The sequence below is a fragment of the Bacteroidota bacterium genome, from assembly GCA_036522515.1.
In the GTDB taxonomy this organism is placed as follows: domain Bacteria; phylum Bacteroidota; class Ignavibacteria; order UBA10030; family SZUA-254; genus VBOC01.
The window spans coordinates 18,352-42,192 of the sequence record DATDFQ010000032.1 but is presented as its reverse complement, the minus strand read 5'-3'; the positions used below and the strand labels follow the sequence as shown (position 1 = coordinate 42,192).

Annotated in this window: 20 protein-coding genes; 9 read left to right on the top strand and 11 right to left on the bottom strand. The window is 55.6% G+C overall.

Annotated features, from left to right (window positions below; translation table 11 throughout):
- Nucleotides 1-85: 85 nt before the first annotated feature.
- The 6 genes from VI215_05130 to mnmE are packed head-to-tail and all read right to left on the bottom strand — an operon-like array spanning nt 86 to nt 7,036.
- Nucleotides 86-1,240: a VCBS repeat-containing protein gene (locus VI215_05130; GenBank protein HEY6191696.1), complete on the bottom strand. Its 1,155-nt coding sequence runs from the start codon at nt 1,238-1,240 to the stop codon at nt 86-88.
- Nucleotides 1,233-1,937 carry a DUF2461 domain-containing protein gene (locus VI215_05125; protein ID HEY6191695.1) on the bottom strand — a complete coding sequence of 235 codons (705 nt, stop codon included), beginning with the start codon at nt 1,935-1,937 and terminating at the stop codon, nt 1,233-1,235. Before VI215_05125 ends, VI215_05130 begins: the two co-directional genes overlap by 8 nt.
- A gap of 31 nt (nt 1,938-1,968) precedes the next feature.
- Nucleotides 1,969-2,916: an N-acetylmuramic acid 6-phosphate etherase gene (murQ, locus tag VI215_05120; protein ID HEY6191694.1), complete on the bottom strand. Its 948-nt coding sequence runs from the start codon at nt 2,914-2,916 to the stop codon at nt 1,969-1,971.
- Between the two features lie 9 nt (nt 2,917-2,925).
- Nucleotides 2,926-3,633 carry a 16S rRNA (guanine(527)-N(7))-methyltransferase RsmG gene (gene rsmG / locus VI215_05115; protein ID HEY6191693.1) on the bottom strand — a complete coding sequence of 236 codons (708 nt, stop codon included), beginning with the start codon at nt 3,631-3,633 and terminating at the stop codon, nt 2,926-2,928.
- A gap of 59 nt (nt 3,634-3,692) precedes the next feature.
- Nucleotides 3,693-5,606: a tRNA uridine-5-carboxymethylaminomethyl(34) synthesis enzyme MnmG gene (mnmG, locus tag VI215_05110; GenBank protein HEY6191692.1), complete on the bottom strand. Its 1,914-nt coding sequence runs from the start codon at nt 5,604-5,606 to the stop codon at nt 3,693-3,695.
- Nucleotides 5,607-5,644: 38 nt separating this feature from the next.
- Nucleotides 5,645-7,036, bottom strand: a complete 1,392-nt coding sequence (gene mnmE / locus VI215_05105) for a tRNA uridine-5-carboxymethylaminomethyl(34) synthesis GTPase MnmE (GenBank protein ID HEY6191691.1) — start codon at nt 7,034-7,036, stop codon at nt 5,645-5,647.
- A 220-nt stretch (nt 7,037-7,256) separates the two neighbouring features.
- On the opposite strand from mnmE, the gene VI215_05100 reads away from it, so the two are divergent.
- The 3 genes from VI215_05100 (at nt 7,257) to VI215_05090 (ending at nt 9,652) form a co-directional block, all read left to right on the top strand.
- Nucleotides 7,257-8,600, top strand: coding sequence for a FlgD immunoglobulin-like domain containing protein (locus VI215_05100; GenBank protein HEY6191690.1), 1,344 nt, complete (start codon nt 7,257-7,259; stop codon nt 8,598-8,600).
- A gap of 179 nt (nt 8,601-8,779) precedes the next feature.
- The gene (locus tag VI215_05095; GenBank protein HEY6191689.1) at nt 8,780-9,142 is read left to right on the top strand and encodes a hypothetical protein; all 363 of its coding nucleotides are present in this window, start codon (nt 8,780-8,782) and stop codon (nt 9,140-9,142) included.
- Between the two features lie 12 nt (nt 9,143-9,154).
- Entirely contained in the window at nt 9,155-9,652 is a 498-nt protein-coding gene (locus VI215_05090; protein HEY6191688.1) for a hypothetical protein, read from the top strand.
- A gap of 4 nt (nt 9,653-9,656) precedes the next feature.
- Here VI215_05090 and yidC read toward each other — a convergent pair whose 3' ends face one another.
- The 5 genes from yidC to VI215_05065 all read right to left on the bottom strand — a co-directional run bounded on the left by yidC (nt 9,657) and on the right by VI215_05065 (nt 13,866).
- Complete coding sequence (gene yidC / locus VI215_05085) at nt 9,657-11,444, bottom strand: membrane protein insertase YidC (GenBank protein HEY6191687.1); 1,788 nt, start codon at nt 11,442-11,444, stop codon at nt 9,657-9,659.
- Between the two features lie 35 nt (nt 11,445-11,479).
- Entirely contained in the window at nt 11,480-11,683 is a 204-nt protein-coding gene (gene yidD / locus VI215_05080) for a membrane protein insertion efficiency factor YidD (GenBank protein HEY6191686.1), read from the bottom strand.
- Nucleotides 11,680-12,093, bottom strand: coding sequence for a ribonuclease P protein component (locus VI215_05075; protein ID HEY6191685.1), 414 nt, complete (start codon nt 12,091-12,093; stop codon nt 11,680-11,682). The genes yidD and VI215_05075 overlap by 4 nt, the downstream gene beginning before the upstream one ends.
- Before the next feature lie 25 nt (nt 12,094-12,118).
- A complete protein-coding gene (rpmH, locus tag VI215_05070; GenBank protein HEY6191684.1) occupies nt 12,119-12,265 on the bottom strand; it encodes a 50S ribosomal protein L34 in 147 nt (48 codons plus the stop codon).
- A 332-nt stretch (nt 12,266-12,597) separates the two neighbouring features.
- The gene (locus tag VI215_05065) at nt 12,598-13,866 is read right to left on the bottom strand and encodes a divalent metal cation transporter (protein HEY6191683.1); all 1,269 of its coding nucleotides are present in this window, start codon (nt 13,864-13,866) and stop codon (nt 12,598-12,600) included.
- A gap of 430 nt (nt 13,867-14,296) precedes the next feature.
- Between VI215_05065 and dnaA the strand changes: the two genes are divergently transcribed.
- From dnaA to gyrA, 6 genes are all read left to right on the top strand, one after another.
- A complete protein-coding gene (gene dnaA / locus VI215_05060) occupies nt 14,297-15,787 on the top strand; it encodes a chromosomal replication initiator protein DnaA (protein HEY6191682.1) in 1,491 nt (496 codons plus the stop codon).
- Nucleotides 15,788-16,284: 497 nt separating this feature from the next.
- Nucleotides 16,285-17,400, top strand: a complete 1,116-nt coding sequence (gene dnaN / locus VI215_05055; GenBank protein HEY6191681.1) for a DNA polymerase III subunit beta — start codon at nt 16,285-16,287, stop codon at nt 17,398-17,400.
- Nucleotides 17,393-18,556, top strand: coding sequence for a DNA replication/repair protein RecF (recF, locus tag VI215_05050; protein HEY6191680.1), 1,164 nt, complete (start codon nt 17,393-17,395; stop codon nt 18,554-18,556). Before dnaN ends, recF begins: the two co-directional genes overlap by 8 nt.
- 2 nt (nt 18,557-18,558) lie before the next feature.
- On the top strand, nt 18,559-18,849 hold the full coding sequence (locus VI215_05045; GenBank protein HEY6191679.1) for a DUF721 domain-containing protein: 291 nt from the start codon (nt 18,559-18,561) through the stop codon (nt 18,847-18,849).
- Between the two features lie 9 nt (nt 18,850-18,858).
- Nucleotides 18,859-20,949, top strand: a complete 2,091-nt coding sequence (gene gyrB / locus VI215_05040) for a DNA topoisomerase (ATP-hydrolyzing) subunit B (protein HEY6191678.1) — start codon at nt 18,859-18,861, stop codon at nt 20,947-20,949.
- 244 nt (nt 20,950-21,193) lie between these two features.
- Nucleotides 21,194-23,839 carry a DNA gyrase subunit A gene (gyrA, locus tag VI215_05035; GenBank protein ID HEY6191677.1) on the top strand — a complete coding sequence of 882 codons (2,646 nt, stop codon included), beginning with the start codon at nt 21,194-21,196 and terminating at the stop codon, nt 23,837-23,839.
- Nucleotides 23,840-23,841 lie beyond the last annotated feature (2 nt).

Below are 23,841 nucleotides of genomic sequence, written 5' to 3'. Positions count from 1 at the left end.
AGTCATTTCAATGTTTCTCTTGAACTAATTCGCGCTTGAAAAATTCTGAGGGTTGGGAGGTGGGCCGTGGAACCCGGAGGGATCGCTACTTCGTAAAGAGGATTACCACATCGTTGTCGTCCTCTTCCGTTACGACGATATCCGCCTTGCCGTCCCCATCGATATCATCGATGACCGCACACTGAGGTCCGTGTCCCACCGATATCGGGGAGCCCTCCGCCATCTTGATACCGTTCCTCCCCCCGAGATAGAGTGTCACACTGTTTTCCATTTTGTTCGGCAGGACCATATCGGTGAATCCATCCCCATTCAGGTCGCCCGCCGCGACCATCGGAGGGTAATGCCCTGTGGGAAACGGCGAGCCCTTCGCCAGGGTGAAACCGCCTTTTCCGTCGCCGTAAAGGAGTGAGACTCCGTCCTTGCTCCGGTCATCGCCCTGGCCGGAATAATGGCTGACTGCGATATCGGGATGATGGTCCCCGTTGAAATCTCCCACGGCAAGTCCAAACGGGGACTCGGGCACGGGGATGTTCCCCGAGCCGGCAGGCGTGAACCCCCCTTTGCCGTCTCCAAGGAGAACCGAGACGGAGCTTCCTTCAAAGTTCGAGGTGATAATATCCGGATGCCCGTCGGCATTGAGGTCCGCGGCGCGCAGGCGCTGGTACGGCATCTTCCCGACATCGAATTTCACGCCCGGTTGCGAGAAGGAGCCATCGCCGATGCCGAACATCACAAGCACCTTGTTCTCTCCCCAGCTCTCCACTGCGAGGTCGAGTTTCTTGTCGCCGTTGAAATCCGCAGCCACAATCCCGTGTGGATGGGGCCTACTCTGCACGCTGAACGGAGACCCGGGAGCGAATGAGAATCCCCCCTTCCCATCCCCGAGAAGGACGGTTGCGGTCTTCACTCCGTGATTCGGAACGGCGAGATCGGAGCGGCCGTCGCCGTTAAAATCCCCTACTGCAATATCGTTAGGCTCCTGCCCTGCCGGAAAGGGTGAGCCTTTCGCTTGCATAAAACTCCCCTTGCCGTCACCCACGAAGATCGCAATCATGGACTTGTCGCTATAGGCCACAATGATGTCTTTCTTTCCGTCGCGGTTTAGGTCCGAAACGGAAACCGAGTTCGGATGGCCCCCTACCGGAAGGTGAATCGCCGGCCGAAAAGAGACTCCCCCGCCTGGTTGGGGGGCCGCACAGCTTTCCGCGACCAGAAGGAGAAAAAGGAGAGTCTTAAACACCGAGCGCCTCATTCAGGAACCGGATCAACGGCAGCATCTCCTTGTAGACCTGAACGATATTGCCCACCACTTTCGGCGTATAGCAGCTCTTCTCCTCCCACTCGACCCCGGAGAAGAATTGCTTATATTTCAGCCATTCAATCATGGGGTGATCGGCGCTATAGCCGAGCGGATTCCTCTTGAGTTTTTCACCCTCCAGGCCGCCGAACTTCCGCTTGAATGACTTGTCTTCGACGATCGACCGGAACTCATCCGGCCGGCTTGCTATCGCTGCCCGGATTTTCTTCAACTGGCTGCTATCCGGCATGTAAATTCCTCCCCCGAGAAAGACCTGCCCGGGCTCGATGTGAAAATAGTACCCGGGGCTCCCCTGCCAGTTTCCTCTGTGATGAAAGACCGCCGCCACATGAGTCTTGTAGGGAAGCTTGTTCTTGCTGAAGCGCGTGTCCCGGTAGATCCGGAACATGCTTCTTTTTGGATGGACATCGAACTCCGGGGCAAGCCTCGACATCGGCTCACGCAAGGAAGCGATGAGCGATTGCATCGGCAATTTCACGAAATCCTCAAATTCGGGTTTATGTTTCGCGAACCATTCCCGGTTGTTGTTCTTCTTCAGCTGCCGGAGGAATTTTATCCCTTCCTTCGGAAAGCCGCCGAACGGCGGGTACATTTCGGAATCGAGCAGTTCCGGCTTCATGACCGATCGTGGGTGTTGTGGGTGGATGTTGTCAACGCGAATTCTTGAGTGCGCCCCGGACGAAGCCGCCGGCTTTTTTGAGCCGGGCCTTCGCCTGGCGGGCTGAGATATCCAATCTTGCCATCACGATGGCGGTTTTCACGTGCCCGCCCGCCTCGTCCAGCATGGCGGAGGCCCGGGCATAGTCAAGGCCTGTGGCGATCATGACGATCCGCTTCGCGCGCTCCTCGAGCTTGCGGCTGTTCAGTCGCAGATCGATCATCATGTTCCCATAGATCTTCCCGAGCCGGACCATGGAACAGGTGGTGATCATGTTAAGCACAAGTTTCTGGGCGGTGCCGGCTTTCATCCGTGTCGATCCCATGATCACTTCCGGACCGACGACGGGACAGATCGCAACGTCGACGCTTTTTCGAAGCGCGGCGAACTCCCGACCGGCAAGCTTCGCCCGGGAATTCGTGGTGACGAGTATGGTAGAAGCTCCGCGCCGTTTGGCCTCCCGGAGAGCGCCGATGACATAGGGAGTTCTCATGCTCGCGGCTATCCCGCACACCACATCCTTGTCGCTCACCCTCTCCTTCCGGATAGCAAGCGTCCCGTCGGTTTGAAGGTCCTCAGACCCCTCAATTGCCCTAAAAACGGCGCTTTTACCGCCGGCAATGAGCCCTAGTATCATCTCCGGGGGCGTCCCAAATGTCGGGGGACATTCCGCCGCGTCCAGGATCCCGAGCCTGCCGCTTGTACCTGCACCGGCGTAAATAAGCCTTCCTCCAGATTTCAGCGATCGAACGACCATCGCCACTGCTTTTCCAATGTGGGGTATCTCCCGCCTGACGGCGGAGGGTACCGTCGCATCTTCGCGCGCAATCGTCTTGAGGATTCCCGGAATGTCCATCCGGTCGATGGTTTGGCTTCGCGGGTTCGACTGCTCGGTTGTGAGCTTTCGGAGCTGATCAAAAAGCGTTTTGTTCTGTTTCACTCTGGCATCTTAAGGGCGGATGATGACAATTTTCTTTTCGACAAATTCGGATGGATCGATCCCGTCGATCATAAGGGGATAGGATTCAATATCCCCCGGCTTTTGCTTCACACGTGCCTGCTCCATCTCTCCCGTAAGATCTCCCCCCTTGAGGAGAATAATCGATCCCCTCTTCAGCCATTTCCGCGGGGAGGGATCGTTTGGCTGACCACCCGAAGAGGTCTTTAGTAAAGGTGCGCCCCATTTCACAATATCGGAAATTGAGCCGACTGCACGAGCGATAACATAATCGAATGCATGGTGGAAAGGCGGCTTGCCGTTCAGCTCTTCGATCCTGCCCGGGAGAGCCTTGACTCGTCCCAACTTTCGGCTCGTAATAATCTCTGCCACGGCCCGGATCTTCTTTTGTATCGAGTCTATGAGGGTGACCTCCAGGCCTTCAGACAGGATGCCAAGGGGAATCCCCGGCAGCCCGCCGCCGGTACCGATGTCGATGATCGTGGAGCCCGGGAGAAACTCGAACTGAAAGAGGAGTGCAATCGAGCCGAGCACGTGACGCGTCCAGATATGTTCTTCGTCTTTGCGTGAGATCAGATTGATCTTTTGATTCCATTCCAATAACTCTTTCACATATCCTTCGAGCGAGCTGAGCTGAGCGTCCGTTATTTCAAGGCGGTTTTTCTGGCATATTGACCTGAACAAAACAGCATCATCCATAAACTACTGTTTTTATTGGGTTTATAACGCAAGATTCCACGTGAAACTGAAGAGACAATCTACCGTTTGAGTTGAACCATTAACACAGAAATATCGGCAGCCGTTATCCCGCTGATGCGTGACGCTTGCGCAACCGAGGTGGGCTTGAATTTCATGAGCTTCTCTTTTCCCTCGCTCGAAAACGATTTCACAGATTGGAAATCATAGTCATCCGGAATGCTCATCGATTCGATTTTGTCGAATCTTTGGATCTGGTCCGTCTGCTGGACTATATAACCGGCATACTTGATTTCAATTTCAATTTGCTCGATTATCTCGTCAATGAGGTTGGGATCTCCAAGGTTCAACAATTTGTCGACATATCCACATCCCTCAATACACTCTATTTTGATAAGCTCCTTCAGGCTTATTCCCGGCCGGCGCAACAGCTGAGAAAGTTTCTCGCTTTGAGTCAGGAGAGAGTTGCCATGCTGCTCGAGAAAAGGATTGATATCCGATGGCCGACAGGTCTCCCGCTCCAGGAAGCCTATCCCGTCCCTGATAAACGCCTCCTTGGTCTCAAGCCGCTCCAGAACACTAGTGGGGATGAGACCGAACTGGTGCCCCTGCCTCATGAGTCGCCGGTCTGCATTGTCTTGCCTGAGGAGCAGCCGGTATTCTGCCCTGGACGTGAACATGCGGTAAGGCTCTTCGGTGCTCTTGCTGACCAGGTCGTCGATCATCACCCCAATATATGCCTCAGATCGCTTCAAAATGAAAGGTTTATGGCCTTTTACCCTGAGGGCGGCGTTGATTCCAGCCATCAGGCCCTGTGCGGCCGCTTCCTCATATCCCGATGTACCGCAGATCTGACCGGCAAAGAACAGGCCCTCCACAAGTTTCGTCTCCAAGGTGGGTTTGATCTGGTGTGGCGGAAAGAAATCGTATTCTACGGCATAGCCGGGCCGCAGCATCTTTACCTGTTCAAGCCCCGCCATGGTTTTGAGCCCCTCATACTGAACTTCCTCCGGAAGGCTCGTAGAGAAGCCGTTGACATATACTACGTTTGAGTCATACCCCTCAGGCTCCAGGAAGATCTGATGCCTTTCCCGCTCAGAAAATCTGACGATCTTGTCCTCGATCGAAGGGCAATATCGGGGCCCGGTACCCTTAATTCTCCCGGTAAACATGGGTGAGCGGTCGAATCCCTTCCTGAGGGCCTCATGAGTCGCTTCGTTCGTGTGGGTGAGGTACATCGGGATCAATCTGTTCGAAATCTCCCTATTTTGGAAGGAAAAGGGCTTTGGTGGGTCGTCGCTAAGCTGTTCCTCCAAAGCCTCGAGGCGAATGCTGTCGAGTGCAACCCTGGGCGGGGTCCCCGTCTTGAGCCTCCCGCTCGTAAACCCCAGCCTCTCAAGGTCCTCGGTGACACCCTTTGATGCTGGTTCACCGAACCTGCCCCCCGTGGTTTCGTTAAGTCCCGTATGAAGTAAGCCGCGCAAGAACGTGCCTGCGCAAAGAACGAGACACCGGCAGGTTATCGAACCTCCCCGCATGGACAATCCTAGAACTTTCAGCCTTCCAGGAGAGCCATCCTGGCAGGTATGGATATCGAGGAGGGAATCCTCCAAAATATGGAGGTTTTCTTGGTTTTCTATCCTATTTCGAGCTTCGACAGAATACCATTCGCGGTCATTTTGGCACCTTGGAGACCAAACAGCGGGGCCTTTAGACTTATTGAGCATCTTGAACTGGATCCCCGTCGCATCTGCAATTTTCCCCATTTCCCCGCCAAGGGCGTCAATTTCCCTCACCAGATGCCCCTTTGCTGTACCTCCGATCGCGGGATTACAGGACATCCTCCCAATCGATTTTCTATCCATCGTCAAGAGGGCAGTCTTACATCCCATCCTGGCGGCTGCCAGTGACGCCTCTATTCCTGCGTGGCCACCCCCAACCACGGCAACATCATAATAAGGTTTGGGTTCTACCACGACAAACCGGCTCCCGTATGTTCCACGTGAAACATCCCTTACTTCCCTATGCAGAAAGTGGCAAAAATGTTATTAAGCACATCTTCGCTGGTAACAACCCCGACTATCTCTCCAAGACTGTCCAAGGCCAGCCGGAGGCTCAGGGCGACAAATTCATTGCTCTTGCCCTCCAGGAGGTCGATCCGCCCCTGAACTAGTAGATCCCTTGCTTTGGATAAGCTATTCTTGTGCCTCTCATTTGTCACGATTGGACTCTTTTCAGTCCCCAATCCGTTGCCGTTAAGGACAGATGAGACGAGCGCTGCCTGAAGTTTATCCACACCTTTTCCCGTTTTCGCTGAGACGTAGATGGGGGGTGTATGCGGCTGGTAATTTGGGATTTGCAAGCGCCAATGTGCGTTTAGGTCAACCTTGTTCACTACTACCAACAACTTCTTCACAAGGTTTTCCACTCCTGTCAACCGTGAGATCAGAGTAATGTCCTCTTCGTCCACTCGACCAGACTCCAGAACGAGCACTCCGATGTCCGCATTCTGAATCTCCTTTTCCGTCCGAATCATTCCTTCTATTTCAACGGGGTCATCGGTCGATCTCAGGCCCGCCGTATCAATCGCTGTGAACAGGAGGCCGCCAATGTTCACATTCTCTTCGATCACATCTCGCGTAGTACCTGGGATTGCCGTAACTATCGCTCGCTCATCATCAAGCAAAGCATTAAGAATACTTGATTTACCGACATTCGGCTTGCCGACGAGCGCGACTCTCACGCCTTCGCGGTAATGCCTGCCATGCTCATAGGAAGCGATGAGCGATTCGATCTCTTCGATCGTGCTTGTTAAACTATTGTTTATATTGGATTTATCAACTACTTGAAGGCCCTCTTCTGCAAAGTCGAGTTCAAGCTCAAGAAGGCCGCACACATTGAGGAGGCTCTCCCTCAGTCCGTTCACTTTTCCAGAGAGCCTGCCTTGAAGTTGCATCAGAGAAATCTGGTGTGCGCTTTCAGATCTCGAGCGAATCAGGTCGGCAACAGCTTCAGCCTGCGAAAGATCAATGCGGCCATTGAGAAAAGCTCGTTTCGTAAATTCTCCCGGTTCAGCGGCGCGGGCGCCGCTCTGCAGTAGCGACTGCAGGATCTTCTGGCAAATATAGACTCCTCCGTGGCAACTGAATTCTACCGTGTCCTCGGCGGTATATGACTGAGGAGCCTTGAAGACTGTGGCGACCACTTCATCGATCATGACGCCGTCCCGATCGATAAAGTGGCCGAAGTGGGCCGTGTGGGTCGCTACCGAGGAAAGGGGGGTCTTGCCGGCAAATCTCGCACTGGACAAATCTATCGCCCCCTTGCCGCTGACGCGGAGGACTGAAAGCCCTCCCTCGCCAATAGGCGTAACAATGGCCGCTATGATATGATCCTGGGGGTTCATCGTAGATTCGGTAAGAAAGACTGGCACATGAATCTATGAAACTCCGCCAATAAAAACAACGATCCGGCCTAAGCTCGTTGTCCCGGTTTTTGACATTGGGTGGGGCAGATAGTAGATTTCGAGTGACCAGGGGGAGCCGACCATGCCGCACCGCATCTTACTTGCAATAACTTGTCTTTCGTTTAGTGTGCCATTGAACCTATCCGCCCAATGGGTGCACTTGGGGCTGCCTTACGAGGCCATTACGTCGGTACTCGTGGATCCGAGAGACGGAAGCAATATTTACGTAGGAAGCGACATCAGCGCCGCCCAGGGCAGAATCTTCAAGAGCACCAATGCGGGCGTGGACTGGATGTTGATGCGAGACAGCGTTTGTGTACAGGAATTGGTCATGCGTCCCGACAGTTCCAACATTCTCTTCGCGGCGCTCTATGCCGCCTCTTATGGCTCTGCCGGCCTGCTAAAAAGCACAGACGCGGGCGCGACATGGTTCCGCGCGGATAGCGGCATCCCGGCGAGCTGGTGGGGATCAGGGATTACGAAGCTCGCCATCAATCCAACGCATCCAGATTCCATGATTGCCGCTCTGGTAGTTGGCGGATTGTCCAGGACCACAAATGGCGGCGCGCTTTGGGAATCCATCGCTGATTCGACTGGGCCTCAAGGGAGGAATATCGGCGCGATTGGGATTGATCCTGAAAACCCTGAAAGGATTTACGTGAGCGCGTATAGCGACGGGCGGCTATACATTTCGACAAACGATGGGTTGACTTGGAAGAATACGCTACCGGATATTCTCTATGGAGGGGGAGGTTACCATTTCGAGTTCGGGGACCCGTCATCGACTCTTTACATGGCTGGATCTCGTACGGTCGCAGCTTCGAAGGGGATCTTTAAGTCTTCCGATCGAGGCACGTCATGGATCAACATCTCAGCCGGGATCCCGGGGAACTTCGCAAATGTCTGGTGCATCACTAGGCGGCTAAGATCGATACCGGACGCTCTCTTTGCAGGTATCAGCTGGTCTTTCGATTTCCGGCCTGACACCGTATTCGGCCACGGGGTGTTCACGAGCTCGGATGGTGGACAATCGTGGCAGGACATCGGAATCGACTCGGCACAGGTGTTCGCATTGGCTCTATCGCCCGACGAGAGATACCTCTATGCGGGCGTTAACGGTACCCGCTTTGGAGGAGGTCCTCGCGGAGTCTATCGTCTCGATCTTGGAACAACCTCCGTAAGAGAACCTCTGGATCGGATCCGGTCATTTACGCTTTACCAGAACTACCCCAATCCGTTCAATTCATCCACCAGCCTCCGCTACGAAATCCCCGGCGAAGGAACGATCACCCTGAGAATTTATGACCCCATCGGGAGGGAGGTGCGAACCATCCTACAAAGCAAAGAAACCGCGGGGCCTCACCAAATAATGTGGGACGGCGCTAACAATCGAAATAGCCAGGTTGGAACCGGACTTTATTTTGTCAGGGCGACCTATCTTCCGACGAACCGCGGGTCATCTGCCCTCCAATCTGCCGCAAAGGGAATCCTGCTGATCAAGTAGGGGCTGCAGATCAACTCTCGCCAGATCCGGGCATGAATGCATGTTGAATCGGGGCGAACTGTTTTTAATTTGGACAGCAGTCAATCCAAGGGAGGCTTGCAATCTGCAAATTGTCTCCTTATCTTTGAGTAGTGGTTCCACAGCCACCGTACCCGGTTGTTTGGCTGCAAGGAGGTACTATGAAAGCAATCGGTCTTCTTCTACTCGCAACATTAGCCGTCTCCTGTAGAGAGACCCCACCGCAATCCATCCTGCCCCAAGGAATCCCGCCCCGACCACCGCTCGGCCAGATCATTGCATACGTCTATTGGGATAACCAGGGTTTGCCTGGAAAGAAGCTTGTGTTGCTCGAAACGGCCGACACCCTGTTCACCGACGCCAACGGCCTTGCGATATTCGATGTGCGGGCAGGGCATTATGTCCTCCGTGCTTTCGAAATCAATCGGGGCGGTCCATGTTGTGCGTCGATTGATTTCGATATTGACGTTCAGACCGGGGTTACAACGAAGGTGAATATTTTTGATTGCCTCCCCTGTTTATAGCTTTGGAGAGTCATGCTCAAACTAGTGGTTGTTGCGGCGTTCATTTTGGTCGCGGGTTGCGACAGGGCGGTCGTCCTCGAGTCTCCGGTACCAGATATTAAGCTGACTGTTACTGCAACACCGCCCGCAGGAAGTTTTACAAATCCCGTAACTATTACAGCCCGGGCTGTGAATATCGGATCAAGTGCGGTAGAGTGTGGGGCCGGATGCAGCTTTATCGGTCCGGGAATGACCTTTCAGATCGTCGCCCCTGATTCAACCGAGGTGTTCGTTTTTGATCCGCGGACGCGGCCCCTCTGTCCGGACTATATTCTAACGATCCCCCCGAGAGAAGAGGTCATGGGCTTGATAATTTTCGACGGGAATCTATTCGCGTCTAATGGGGGACGATTGGTGCCGCAGGAGGGACTTTACTCCGTTATTGTCAGCTTCCGCTCATTCAGCGGCCGCGTCAATGACGAAGGAATTGTGATCAAGAACCGGGTTACCTTCCGGTGGAGCTCTCAGTAAACCACTACTTCTTGGGGGCCTTCGGCAGTTGCTTCGCGATTTTGTTTATCCACCCGCCGGACTGTTTTTTCTCGTCCACTTTTCTCAGCGGCTCATTCTCGTGTTGCTTATTCACCCACATCTGCTGGGCGATCGAGAAGAGATTGAACATAAAGTAATAGAGGTTTAGTCCCGACGGGAAGCTGGTAAACATCAGCGTCAGCATCACCGGCATGAGCCACACCATCATCTTCTGCCGCGGGTCCTTCACGGTCATTTTTTGCTGGACGAACATCGTGATGCCCATCAGCAGCGCGAGCCCGCTGAGTTCGTTGATGCTGAAGAGGGGAAGCTTGAACGGAAGGACCGCGATCACATCCGGAGACGAAAGGTCCTGAATCCACCAGACGAAATGGGCCTGCCGGAGCTCGATCGTCGCGCTAAAGACCGCCCATAACGCGTACAAAATCGGGAGCTGGAGGAGCATCGGGAGACAGCCTCCCGCCGGATTGACGCCGTACTCCTTGTACAACCGCATGATCTGCTGGTTCATCTTCTGCGGATCGTCTTTGAACTTTTCCCGTATCTCCGTCATCATCGGCTGAAGAGCCTGCATCTTCCTCATCGACGTCATGCTGCTCTTCGTGAGCGGGTAGAGGACCACTTTCACGATGATGGAGAAAATGATGAGGATGACCCCGTAGTTGGAGATGAACAGCCTGAGGAATTCAAACAGGGGGAGGATGACATACCGGGAGATCGGCCTGATAATCCAGACCGCGCCAAGGCTCATGATCCGGTCGAGCTCGACATTGTAATACTTCACGACGCCGAAATCGAGCGGTCCGAGGAAGACCGTGATCCGGTCCGTCTCGACCGGGTGCCCGATAAACGGCATCTTGAGCGCGATGCTGTAGTTTTCTTTCGCCCCGTTATCGGGAAGCTTGACGCGGTTGCCTTCCAGATAGGCCCCCTGACTTGTCTTCTCGCGGGGGATGAGCGCGACGGCAAAATATTTGTTCCTTGCGGCAATCCATTCCACGCGGCCCGAGATATTCTGTTTCAGAGGCTCGTTGAAGTTGCTCGCGTCGACATCGGTCAGCTCGCCGCCCGCAAACACCGAGGACTTGGCAAAATTCGATTCATTGACTGTGTTTCGTTCCTCGTACCGGAGACCCGACTCCCAGGTCACCTGGTATTCAAAATTGGCGATGATATTTTCCATCCCCTCGAACCGGTAGACCGCATCGAACGAGTAGAGACTGCCGTTGAAGACAAGCGATTTTACGATTCGGCTCCTGTCGCCGGCCTTTAGCACGAAATCGACCTTGAGGGATTCCTGGTCGGCAAGGGTGAGGACCGTACCGTCCGCGAGATCCGACTGGAACGCCAGGTTTTTGGTGTTAATGAGCTTGCCGTCGGTGGAGTAAAACATGAGATTGAAGTCGCGCGTATCGGCCCCGTCGATGAGGTTTACGGGGTACTGGTCCCAGGTCTTATACTCTTTCAGTTCCCACGACTCGATCGTTCCGCCTTTTGTCGAGATTTTCGCCCGGTAGTGCTTCGTTTCGATCGTGATGACTTTCGTTTGCCCGGACTCGGCCGAAGAAAAGTATTTGCCGAGCGTATCCTTCCCGGCTTGTACGTTCCCCGGCTGGGCGGGGAGATTTTTCGCCGTATCGGGGTGGGTTTGATGCACCAGCGCGGAATCAAACCCCGCGGGAGCTTTCGTGGGCGGAGGGGCATTCGTCCACATCCAGATCATAAGGATGAGACCGATGAGAATAAAGCCTATGACTGCATTTCGATCCATGGAACGGCCGGGGTCAGTAGTTAAATGGGGGAAAGTTATGGTACCGGGTCATACCCACCGGGGTGCAGCGGATGGCAGCGGAGCAACCTCTTCGCCGCCAGCCAGACTCCCTTGAGAGTCCCGTGCCTGTTGATCGACTCGAGCGCGTAGGAGGAGCATGTCGGGTAAAACCGGCATGCGTTAACGGAGAACGCAGGAGAAATGAACCGCTGATACAGGCGAAGCAGGATTGGGATCATTCGGATCCTTCGATCCTTGTCTCGGCGAGCAAATTCAACAACTTCTTCATGTCCAGTTCGACTTCCGCAAAGGTTGGGAACCGCGGCGATCCGGATACGGTGGAGGTGTACAGGAAGATCAGCGCCAGCGGATTTGACAGCCCGTTCAGCTTCGGTAAGAGGATCTCCTTGTTGAGCCTGTACGCTTCCCGCGCCAGTCTCTTGAGGCGGTTGCGGTCGACGGCCTTTTTCAGGCCACGGGGTGATGTAAAGCCGACGCCTGAGGTCGATCCTGCGCGAAGTTTTAACCGCTGGTCCGCCAAGATCAGGCATCCCAGATACTTCGCCTGCACCTTCCGGCCATGTTTGAAGACCAGCTGAAAATTGTTTCTTCCGCTGAGGATCTCCGCCCGTCGAAGAGTGCGCCGCACTCTCTTGAGATCGCGGGTTGGTGGGCTAGCGCTCGTCGCTAACGGTGAGTTTCCAGCGTCCTTTTTTTCGGCGGCGCGCAAGAACTTTTCTCCCATCCTTCGATTTCATGCGCTCACGGAATCCGTGTTTGTTCTTCCGTTTCCGGTTACTGGGTTGAAATGTCCGTTTCATTACTCGAGACTCCGAATGAGATCTGTTCTTGCGAGAATGCAAAAAGAGGATTGCTGTTCACAATCCTCTGCCTTCAAAAACCCGCAATTCGATAGTGGTTTGCAATATACGTAAACCGCGCTGCAAAAACAAACGGACCTCAAGCCGGGTGGCGGGCGAGTTTCAACCGCCGAACCGAAAAACCGCAGCCTGAAGGCTGCGGCTACCAAGCCCGAGGCATCCGTAGGCGCGACCTTTAGGTCGCGTAACGAGATTGAGGCGCTCCCCGTGTCGGGCCGCGGAGCGGCCGAGGTATGCGTTCCCACGCCCGGCGTGGGAACGAGAAGAGAAACTCAGCCGATGAACTGGAAGTAGAGCATACAGAGCGCTGCCGCCGACATCACGACGAGCGCCGTCAACCCCAGGATGTTCGAGAATCTTCCGTTCGTGAACTCGCCCATCACCTTTTTGTTGTTGGAGATATGCAGCGCAATCGCGATGATGACCGGCGCTGTAATCCCGTAGAGAATGGCGGAGTACATGAGGGCCTGAATCGCGGAGATGCCTATGTAGTTTATGAGGAGCCCGACAAGGAGCGAGAACGCGATAACGACATAAAACGCTTTTGCTTCGTGAAATTTCCTGTCAAGACCCGCGTTCCAATCGAACGCCTCCGAAAGGACATAAGAAAGCGATCCGCTCAGGACCGGGATGGCGAGAAAACCCGTCCCGATCACTCCGATCGCAAAGAGAAGGTATGCCGCTTTTCCCGCCAGGGGCTCAAGCGCGCTCGCGGCCTGCTCGACTGTCGCGATCTCCCGGACGCCCCCGTGAAACAGGACGGTGCCGGTGGTCAGCATGATAAAGAACATGACGATGTTCGAAAAGAGCATTCCGATGTCGATATCGACTTTCATATTACGGATGACGCGTTTGTCCACGACCAGATGCCTCTTCCTGTGGCGCATCTCCTCCACTTCCATGGTGGCCTGCCAGAAGAAAAGGTACGGTGAGATCGTCGTCCCGAGCACGGCCACAAAAATCTCAATAAACTCCCTGTTGAACCTGAAAGTGGGGATAAACGCGTGTTTGAGCACCTGGATGACGTTGACCTTTGAAAAGAAGGGTGTGACAAGGTAGACCAGGAGAATGGCGCACAGATATTTCAAGATTGACGCCATTTTATGATATGGCAGGTAGATAATTGCTGTCAGCAGAACTATGGTGGACGCGGCGCTAAAATAAATGGCGTGGACTGCGGGGAACAAGAGGTGGGCGACGGCTCCCATGCCTGCGATGTCTGCGCCGATATTCAGCACGATGGCAGGAAAACTGAACAGCACCATGAGGTAGGCGACCGGGCGGGGGTAGTATCTCTTGAGCGCTCCGGCCAGCCCCTGCGATGTGACGAGGCCGATTCTCGCGCACATTTCCTGCATCGAGGCCATCAGCGGATAGGTGAAGAGGGCGGTCCACAACGTGGCGAGGCCAAACTGTGCGCCTGCCTGCGAGTAGGTTGCTATCCCGGACGGGTCGTCATCGCTGGCGCCTGTGATCAGTCCGGGCCCGAGAATCCGCCAGTATCGCGTAAGCCTGACCCGTATGTTCCTCTTTACATTCATCAGAAAGCGTTTCTCCGCGGAAATTAAAGTGTAAAAAACCTCCGGCAATATCAACAACCGCGTTACAATTTCGTTTTTTTTTGCTTCCGGCACGAAGATTTCTCTTGACGTCAGCTCAAAAACTTTGTATTATATCTCATGGTTTGAGGCTTCTCTCCCGTGTCGATAAAATGTGGATAACCTTTATCGCGCGATCGTCCGGACCCGGCATCTCCCGCTTGACCATTCTCTTACAAAGCTCTGGACCGGATAAACGCGCTGAATTCAAGTTCTTGGAGGTCTCGCTTCAACATTCACCCCTTGCTGTGCGTACCGACCTTGGTTGCAGGCTGTAGCCCACCCGGGGGATTTTGTTCACATCGTTGTTGACAAGTTGTAGATAGCGGTTTAAATCGCCGTAATCCATTTTGTCTTATGAGGTTACCGAGCAATGCATCTAAGTGCCCCCACACAGAACAGCAGTGCGGATCCGAATGTCATCCCCGCTGGATTTGATAACCTTCAGCTTCACGAGAGGACCTGGTTTGATTGCCTCAAGCTGATCAAAGCGCGAGTGAACAACCAGAGCTTCAAGGCCTGGTTTGAGCCGATCATCCCTCTCCGGCTGAGCGACAGAAAATTTTCGATCCAGGTCCCGAGCCAGTTTTTTTCAGAATGGCTTGAGGAGCATTATTTTTCACTCTTGAGCGAAGTCCTCACGCAAGTCACCGGAACTGAAATCGCTTTGGATTATGAAGTCGTTTCCGAAGATCGGGACACGCGTCCATCTGGCCATGCCCCGTCCCCCTATTCTCCCGAAGCTCCTGCGCCGATCTCCTCCGAGCCGGCCGGGTCCTCCGGCGATGTACCGCGCGCGGCCATGAGCGCGCCGATGACAAAGTCACCCGCCGCGGCGTTCCTGAATCCGTCGTACACATTTCAACATTACATCAGAGGTGAGAGCAATCAATTCGCCTCCGCTGCCGCGCTCGCGGTCGCGAACACGCTGGGCGGATCGTCGTTCAACCCGCTCGTGATCTACGGCGGAGTCGGACTCGGGAAAACGCACCTGGTGCATGCGATTGGGAACCACGTGATGCAAACCGACCGCAGCCGGCGGGTCCTCTACGTCTCGAGCGAAAAGTTCACGATCGATTTCGTCGAGGCGATCCAGAAGGATCGCGTCGCCGAGTTCTCCAATTTCTACCGCCGCGTCGACCTTCTTATCGTCGACGACATTCAGTTCTTCGCCGGGAAGGAAAAGACGCAGGACACGTTTTTCCACACCTTCAACGAGCTCCACCAGCTCGGAAAGCAGATCGTCCTTTCCTCCGATAAGCCCCCGAAGGAGCTGAAAGGGCTGAATGAGCGCCTGATTTCACGGTTCCAATCGGGATTGACCGCCGACGTCCAGCCCCCGGATCTCGAGACAAGAATCGCCATCCTCCGGAAAAAGAGCGGCGACCGGGGAGCCGAACTTCCGCATGCGGTGGTCGAGTTCATCGCGCTGAATGTCACCTCGAACATCCGCGAGCTGGAGGGCTGCCTGATCGGCCTGCTTGCGCGCTCATCGCTCGAGAGCCGGACGATCGATCTCGACCTTGCGAAGGAGGTCGTTCGTTCCATCGTGGGAGAGGTCAGAACCCATATCACCGTCGAGGAAATTCAGAGGGTGGTTTGCGAGCATCTCGGCATCCCGGACGATCTCATTCGCGCGAAGACCCGCAAACAGGAGATCGTGAACGCACGCCAGATCGCCATGTACCTCACGAAGGAATTGACCAACTCTTCCCTCAAAACGATCGGGCTTCATTTCGGCGGGCGCGATCACAGCACGGTGATCCATGCCTACCAGACGGTCGAAGACAGCATGGCAAACGATCCAAAACAGAAAAACCTGGTGCTGCAACTCAGATCAAAACTGGAGTTGAGTCTCGGATAATCACTTTCGACTCTTCAGAGGTTCAGCGAGTGCCCGGTCTTGTTCGGGCACTTTTCGTTTCGGCCGGGAGTTGTTGATAACGCTGTGCGCCGGAAGTGATTTCATGTGAATGGACTGTGCAAAGAGTTTGTCGTTTCGTGGCGGGATGTGGCAGAGACGATGTTTTGTGGATATGCCGGATCTTTTCAAGAGCGAAGACACAGAGTTCAAACAAATGAGTCGTGCGCAAACGGAGGCGGGAAAAGAAGTTGAACCAATTGTACACATGTCAACGTGCCTTATTATTAGTAATCCTCTTTTTACATCTCTATAACATATAGTAATACTGGGGGTTATAGGGGTGGATAAGGCAGTGGTATCAGGGAGCCTGTGATTTCCCTAACTTATTGTATTTGTATGGGGTTAGGATATGTTTTCGATTGAATTTCACGCGTAAATTTCGTAAATTTAAAGGTTGCCACCGTACCCAACTTCACCATTCAAAAGAGGAAAGATCAATGAGATTCTCCACGTCCAGCATCGAACTGCAGAAGGTTCTCGGAAATATCGGGGGCGTAATTCCGACGCGATCGACTCTTCCAATTCTGGAAAACTTTCTGTTTGAGGTTACGGACAACAAGCTCCAGCTCACGGCGACCGATCTCGACACCTCGATGTCGGTGAACCTGCCGGTCAAGAACGGCGAGAACGGAACGATTGCGGTCCCGGCAAAGAGGTTGATGGAAACGGTGAGAGCGCTCCCCAACACGGAAATCAATTTCACGGCCCAGACGGACAACAATAAAATTCTGATGAAGACGGGAAACGGCGAGTACCGGCTGACCGGCGAGTCGAGCGAGAATTACCCCGCCATCCCGAAATTCAAGTCGGATGCGGAGTTGAAAATCGACGGCCCGACGCTCAGCCGCCTGATCATGAAGACATCCTTTGCCGTGAGTTCCGACGAGCTGAGGCCGGCGATGATGGGCGTCCTCTTCCAGATCAAGAAAGACGAGATCCGCGCCGTGGCGACGGACGGCCACCGTCTCGTGCGCCTGGTGAATTCGTCGTTCTCCTCCACCGCGGGGGAGCGCGAAGTCATCGTCCCGGCGAAGGCGCTCAACCTCGTCCTGAAATCGTCCGATACGGCCGACGGCAGCGTCGCGTTCAGCGAAAATCACGCGATGTTCTCGATGGGAACGACCCGGCTGGTCTCGCGGATGATCGAGGAGAAATTTCCGAATTATGAAAGCGTGATCCCCCTCGAAAACGACAAGGAATTATTGATCGACAAGAATCAGCTTCTTGCTTCGGTGCGCAGGACGGCGCTCTACGCCAGCTCGACGACGCATCAGGTCCGTTTCTCCCTCCGCAAAGGGTCTCTCGCGGTTTCGGCCGAAGATATCGATTTCGGGAGCGAGGCGAAAGAGACGCTCACCTGCGATTACTCCGCGGAGCCGATGGAAATCGGATTCAATTCTACCTACATGATCGACATGCTTTCGCATATGGACACCGATCAGGTTCAGTTGATGTTCAGCTCGCCGACGCGGGCAAGCATCCTCAGGCCGGTCTCGCAGAGGGACGGCGAGAACCTGTTGATGCTCGTCATGCCGGTGAGGTTGAGTGATTGATCCCCTCGAGTCGATGCAGCTGACAAACCTCAGGCTACGGGACTTTAGAAACCATCTCGACTCCTCCTTCCAGTTCACGGGCGGTACCAACCTCCTGCTGGGTGACAACGGCGAAGGAAAGACGAATATTCTCGAAGCGATCTCCTACCTCTGCCTCACGAAGAGCTTTTACGCGTCGAGCGACGCGCTCGCGTTGAACTTCGGCGCGGAGCTGTTCGAGATCGCGGGAACGTTCGTCGGAGGAGGGGGGACGGAACACAACGTCCGCGTCGCCTATGCGAAGGAGCCGGTCGAGAAGGTCGTGATGGTGAACAAGCGCAGGGTCGAGCCGTTCACCTCGATCATCGGAAAATTTCCGATCGTGATTTTCTCTCCGGAATATACCGCGATCGTTTCGGGCGCCCCGGCCGACCGGAGAAAGTTCGTCGATTTTGTGATCTCGCAGTCGAGCAGCGTCTACCTGCAAGACCTCATCGCCTACCGAAAAGTCCTGCGGCACCGGAACAGGATTCTCAAAGAAGCGAAACTCCAGCGGACGGATTGTTCGGACCTTCTCCCGCCCTGGGACGACCAGATGGTCGTTCTCGGCGCAGCGGTCACCAACAGGCGGAACCAGTTCGTCCGGGAATTTCAGGAGTTCGTCACCTCCGCGTACCACCGTCTCGTGGGGAGCGCCGAGGAGCCGACAATCGAGTACCGGCCGATGATCGCCCTTTCGAGCAGATCGACGGAACCCGAAATTCGGGAGCTGCTCAAAGCCGAGATAGAAAAGACCCGCCCGGTGGAAATGCGCGCCGGCATAACGCTTGTCGGGCCCCAGCGGGACGAGCTGTTATTCAGGATCAACGGGCTCGACCTGAGGAGTTACGCCTCCCAGGGGCAGCAGAAGACGTTTCTGATCGCTCTCAAGATTGCGGAATTTTTCTACCTCCAGGACCGGAGCGGTGAAACGCCGATCCTGCTCCTTGACGATATTTTCTCCGAACTCGACGAGCAACGGGCGAGACAGCTTCTGCATTTTGTCGAGGGGTTAAGCCAGGCCTTCATCACATCGACGAGCGTTCGATTCTTCGAAAAGGGGACGAACTTCGGTGAATCTCACAAGCGGTTCCTGGTCCGGAGCGGGACCGTGGTCGAACAGGAGCTGGCGGCATAAGCATGAGCAAACCGCCGGCAAAACTGATCGCGACGGGAATTTCCGGGGTTCTGAGCTCGCTCGGAATCGGGGGAAAGATCAAACAATACGAAATGCTCGAAGCCTGGCCGGGGATCGTGGGCGAGCAGATCGCGGGAGTGGCCACCGCCGAGCGGATCACCGACGGAAAGCTCTTCGTCCATGTCGAGCAGGCGGTCTGGCGGAACGAGCTGGTTTTTCTGAAGAAGGATTTGATTGAGAAAATCAATCGTGCGATGCATCAGGAGATCGTGCACGACATCATATTTCGATAAAGGGGCGTCATGCGAAAAGTTGTAGAAGAAGAAAAAAAGGTGAAGGGCAAAGCGGCAAGCGAAGCTCCCGCGGGAAAAGGGCGGACCAACGGCGAATACACCGCGGACGATATCACCGTCCTGAAGGGGCTCGAACCGGTCCGGCAACGGCCGGCGATGTATATCGGCGACATCTCCGTCCGCGGCCTCCATCACCTCGTGTATGAGGTGGTGGATAATTCCATCGACGAGGCTCTCGCCGGGTACGCGCACACTATTTCGGTCAGCGTGAATAAGGACGGGTCTGTCACCGTGATCGACGACGGCCGCGGGATTCCGACCGATATCCATCCCGAGGAAAAAAGGTCCGCGCTGGAAGTCGTGATGACGGTCCTCCACGCCGGGGGAAAATTCGACAAGAATACCTACAAGGTCTCCGGAGGGTTGCACGGGGTCGGAGTTTCCGTCGTCAACGCGCTCTCCGAATGGCTGGAAGCGGAGATTTACCGGGACGGGAAAATCTGGTATCAGAAGTATGCCCGCGGCAAGCCGCAGGGCGCGGTGAAAGTCACCGGCAAGACCGATGCGAAAAAAACCGGCACCAAGATCTCGTTCCTTCCGGACAACCAGATTTTCAAAAACCGGACGTTTAAGTTCGAAACGATCGCCGAACGGCTCCGCGAACTGGCCTTCCTCAATCCGAGCGTGAGGCTCGGGATCGTGGATCTCCGGGACGGCGAGGAACGGGAGGAGTCGTTCCATTTCAAGGGCGGCATCATCGAGTTCGTCCAGTATATCGACGCGACCCGGCCGCCCATCATGAAGAAAACGGTCTACATGAAAGGGCAGGACAAGGACGAGGCGGGGAGGATCGTCGAGGCGGAGATCGCTTTTCAGTATAACGATCAGTACAACGAGAACGTCTTTACCTACGTCAACAACATCAACACGCTCGAAGGCGGCACGCACCTGATCGGGTTCCGGACGGCGCTCACGCGCACCCTGAACTCCTACGCCTCGAAGAACAACCTGGTGAAAGAAAACAGCGTCCAGCTCACCGGAGACGATTTCCGCGAAGGGTTGACGGCCGTGCTCAGCGTGAAGGTGCCCGAACCCCAGTTCGAAGGACAGACCAAGACGAAACTCGGCAACAGCGAGATCAGGGGAATCGTGGAGACCATCGTGAGCGTGCAGCTTGCGATCTGGCTCGACGAGAATCCCGGCGACGCCCGGCGCCTCATCGACAAGTGCCTCCGCGCCGCCGAGGCGCGTGAAGCGGCCCGGAAGGCGCGCGACCTGACGCGCAGAAAGAGCGCGCTCGAATCTTCGAGCCTCCCCGGGAAACTCGCCGATTGCTCGATCGACGATCCCGAACACTGCGAATTGTATATCGTCGAAGGAGATTCCGCGGGCGGAAGCGCAAAGCAGGGGCGCGACCGCAGATTCCAGGCGATCCTTCCGATCAAGGGAAAGATCCTGAACGTCGAGAAGGCCCGCCTTCACAAAATCCTCGAGAACGAGGAAATCCGGTGCATCTTCACCGCGATCGGGGCGGGAGTGGGGGAGGATTTCGATCCCGCGAAGATCCGGTACGGAAAAATCATCATCATGTGCGACGCCGACGTCGACGGCTCCCACATCCGGACGCTCCTCCTGACGCTTTTCTTCCGGTATATGAAACAGATCATCGAGCTCGGACACGTCTACATCGCCCAGCCCCCGCTCTACAAGGTCAAGAAGGGGAAGCAGGAACTCTACGCGTTCGACGAGGATGAGCGGGAGGAAATCCTGAAGCGGTTCAAGGCGGACAAGAAGAAAAACGGCGACAAACCGGAGCCGCCGGGGCAGGAAGAGGAAACGGTGGAAACCGTCTCCGAGGAGGGGGCCGTCCTTCAGACTAGCGGCATTACGATCTCCCGGTTCAAAGGCCTCGGGGAGATGAACCCGGAACAGCTCTGGAGCACCACCATGAACCCGGACACGCGAACGGTGCTCCAGGTTTCGATCGAAAATGCGGCCGATGCGGACCGCACATTTTCCATCCTGATGGGGGACGAGGTGGAGCCCCGGCGCGCGTTCATCGAGAAGAATGCGAAGTATGTAAGGAATCTGGATGTGTGATGATCCAAAAGACCGCTCCGCGGCCGGGGTATCGGTAGCCGCAAGCTTTAGCTTGCGGGTTTTTGATCGAGGAGCTGTGCCATGGCGGGAAAAAGACCGCAGCCTAAAGGCTGCGGCTACCAGGCCCAAGGGATCGGTAGGCGCGACCTTCAGGTCGCGTGCCGTGTAACGCAGGCTAAAGCCTGCGCCTACCAAGGCCGAGGCATCGAATGTCATAACGAATCAACGACTTTAGGGCAATAGAATGGCTAACGGCAACGAAAAAATAGTTCCTGTCGATATTGAAGAAGAAATGAAGGGGTCGTACATCGATTACGCGATGAGCGTGATCGTTGCGCGTGCGCTCCCCGACGTGCGGGACGGGTTGAAACCCGTTCACCGCCGCGTTCTCTTCGGCATGCAGGAACTCGGACTTGCGAGCAACCGCGCCTATAAGAAAAGCGCGCGCATCGTCGGCGAAGTGCTCGGCAAGTACCATCCGCACGGCGACTCCGCGGTCTACGACACGATGGTCCGGATGGCGCAGGACTTTTCCCTCCGCTATCCGCTGGTCGACGGACAGGGGAACTTCGGATCCGTCGACGGAGATTCACCCGCGGCGATGAGGTACACCGAAGTCCGTCTCTCGCGCATCGCCGAGGAAATGCTCAGGGATCTCGATAAGAACACGGTCGATTTTGTCCCGAACTTCGACGATTCGCTCAAAGAACCGACCGTCCTTCCGGCTCTCATCCCGAACCTGCTCGTGAACGGAACCTCCGGCATCGCCGTCGGAATGACGACGAACATTCCCCCGCACAACCTGACGGAAGTCGTCGACGGCTGCGTCGCCATCATCGACAACCCGGAGCTCACCGACGAGAAACTCCTGAAGATCATCAAGGCCCCCGACTTCCCGACGGGCGGCATCATCTACGGATATGAGGGAGTCAAACAAGCCTACAAGACCGGCCGCGGAAGGATCATCGTCCGGGCGAAGGCCAACATCGAAACGGGGCGCGCGGACCGCCAGTCGATCGTGGTCACCGAGATCCCGTACCAGGTCAACAAGTCCGGGCTCATCTCGAAGATCGCTGAGCTCGTGCGGGACAAAAAGATCGAGGACATCTCCGATATCAGGGACGAATCGGACCGGGACGGGCTGCGGGTCGTCATCGAGTTGAAGCGGGACGCGAACGCTCCGGTCGTGCTCAACAATCTCTACAAGCACACGCAGATGCAGACGACGTTCGGCATCATCATGCTTGCGCTTGTGGGCGGCCGGCCCGTGGAGCTCAAGCTGCGGGAGATGATCGACCACTTCATCAAACACCGGAACGATATCATCGTCCGCCGCGCAAAGTACGAGCTGAGCGAAGCGGAGAAGCGCGCGCATATCCTCGAAGGGTATATCATCGCGCTGGACAACATCGACGAGATCATCAAGCTGATCAAGAAGTCGAAGGACGTCCCGACGGCCCAGGAAGGGCTGATGAAGAGGTTCAAGCTCTCCGAGATCCAGTCGAAGGCGATCCTCGACATGCGCCTGCAGCGCCTCACCGGACTCGAGCGCAAGAAGATCGAGGACGAGTACAAGGAGACGATCAAGCTCATCGAGCGGCTGAAGGCGATCCTCGCGAGCAAGAAACTCCAGATGCAGATGATCAAGGACGAGCTTCTTGAGATCAAGAAAAAGTACGGCGACGAGCGCCGCACAGAGATCGTGTACAAGGCCGAGGAGTTCAGCGTCGAGGACATGATCGCCGAGGAGAACGTCGTGATCACGATCAGCCACGGCGGTTTTATCAAGCGCGTTCCCGTTTCGGGATACCGGCGCCAGGGCCGCGGCGGACGGGGAGTCACGGGGGCGACCACCAAGGAGGACGATTTTATCGAACACATGTTCGTCGCCTCCACGCACAACTATATCCTCTTCTTCACCGACAAGGGCCGGTGCTACTGGCTGAAGGTCCATGAAATTCCGGAAGCGGGCCGGGCGTCGCGGGGGAAGTCGATCGTCAACCTGATCGCAAAGCAGGTGGGAGAGAATATCGCGGCGATCGTCCCGGTGCAGGAGTTCGACGAAAAACACTTTGTCGCGATGGTGACCGGAAATGGCGTCATCAAGAAAACGGCGCTTTCGGAATTCGGAAACGTGCGCCGAACCGGCATCACGGCGATCAGCATGCGAAAAGACGACATCGTCAAGGACGTGAAGCTCACGGACGGCACCATGGATATCATCGTCGGAACGCACAACGGGATGGCGGTCCGGTTCCCGGAGACGGAAGCGCGCCCGATGGGACGCTCCGCCTCGGGCGTGCGCGCGATTACGCTCGGCAAGGGGGACAAGGTGATCGGCGCGGTCGCAATCTCCCGTCGCAAGACCTCGATTCTCGTCGTGGCGGAACACGGATTCGGCAAACGGAGCGAACTCGACGAATACCGCGTGAGTCACCGCGGTATCAAGGGGGTGCTCACGTTGCGGGTCACGGATAAGACCGGAAAGCTGGTAGGCATCAAGGAAGTGCTCGAGAACGACGACATCGTGGTTGTCACATCCAAAGGCGTCGTCATTCGCCAACCGGCGAAGGAGATACGGATGGCCGGACGCATCACACAGGGCGTCAGGTTGATCCGTCTGGAAGCCGGAGATCAGGTCGGCGACCTGGCCGTGGTTCCTTCCGAGGAGGAAAAGGAAGAGCCGAAAGAAACTCCGGCCGCCGGGCCGGGCAAGGCCGAGGCCGTCAAGACGGAGACCGGAGAAAAACCCCAGGAATCTCTCTTCGAATCCGGGGGGCCAGCGGGGGAGAAGCCGAAGAAGGAGACCGCAGGAGGAAAACCGGCGAAGGGGCCTGCCGCGAAACGGAAGGGCGACAAGAAGCCGGAGAAAAAAGGGAAGAAGAAGTAACC

Excerpts from the sequence above, each read along its gene's own strand:
- dnaA (HEY6191682.1), top strand. The coding sequence starts at position 14,297 with ATGCATCTAAGTGCCCCCACACAGAACAGCAGTGCGGATCCGAATGTC.
- VI215_05095 (HEY6191689.1), top strand. The coding sequence starts at position 8,780 with ATGAAAGCAATCGGTCTTCTTCTACTCGCAACATTAGCCGTCTCCTGT.
- mnmE (HEY6191691.1), bottom strand. The coding sequence starts at position 7,036 with ATGAACCCCCAGGATCATATCATAGCGGCCATTGTTACGCCTATTGGC.
- VI215_05045 (HEY6191679.1), top strand. The coding sequence starts at position 18,559 with ATGAGCAAACCGCCGGCAAAACTGATCGCGACGGGAATTTCCGGGGTT.
- VI215_05065 (HEY6191683.1), bottom strand. The coding sequence starts at position 13,866 with ATGAATGTAAAGAGGAACATACGGGTCAGGCTTACGCGATACTGGCGG.
- yidC (HEY6191687.1), bottom strand. The coding sequence starts at position 11,444 with ATGGATCGAAATGCAGTCATAGGCTTTATTCTCATCGGTCTCATCCTT.
- VI215_05125 (HEY6191695.1), bottom strand. The coding sequence starts at position 1,937 with ATGAAGCCGGAACTGCTCGATTCCGAAATGTACCCGCCGTTCGGCGGC.
- gyrA (HEY6191677.1), top strand. The coding sequence starts at position 21,194 with ATGGCTAACGGCAACGAAAAAATAGTTCCTGTCGATATTGAAGAAGAA.
- VI215_05090 (HEY6191688.1), top strand. The coding sequence starts at position 9,155 with ATGCTCAAACTAGTGGTTGTTGCGGCGTTCATTTTGGTCGCGGGTTGC.
- gyrB (HEY6191678.1), top strand. The coding sequence starts at position 18,859 with ATGCGAAAAGTTGTAGAAGAAGAAAAAAAGGTGAAGGGCAAAGCGGCA.
- dnaN (HEY6191681.1), top strand. The coding sequence starts at position 16,285 with ATGAGATTCTCCACGTCCAGCATCGAACTGCAGAAGGTTCTCGGAAAT.
- rpmH (HEY6191684.1), bottom strand. The coding sequence starts at position 12,265 with ATGAAACGGACATTTCAACCCAGTAACCGGAAACGGAAGAACAAACAC.
- rsmG (HEY6191693.1), bottom strand. The coding sequence starts at position 3,633 with ATGGATGATGCTGTTTTGTTCAGGTCAATATGCCAGAAAAACCGCCTT.
- yidD (HEY6191686.1), bottom strand. The coding sequence starts at position 11,683 with ATGATCCCAATCCTGCTTCGCCTGTATCAGCGGTTCATTTCTCCTGCG.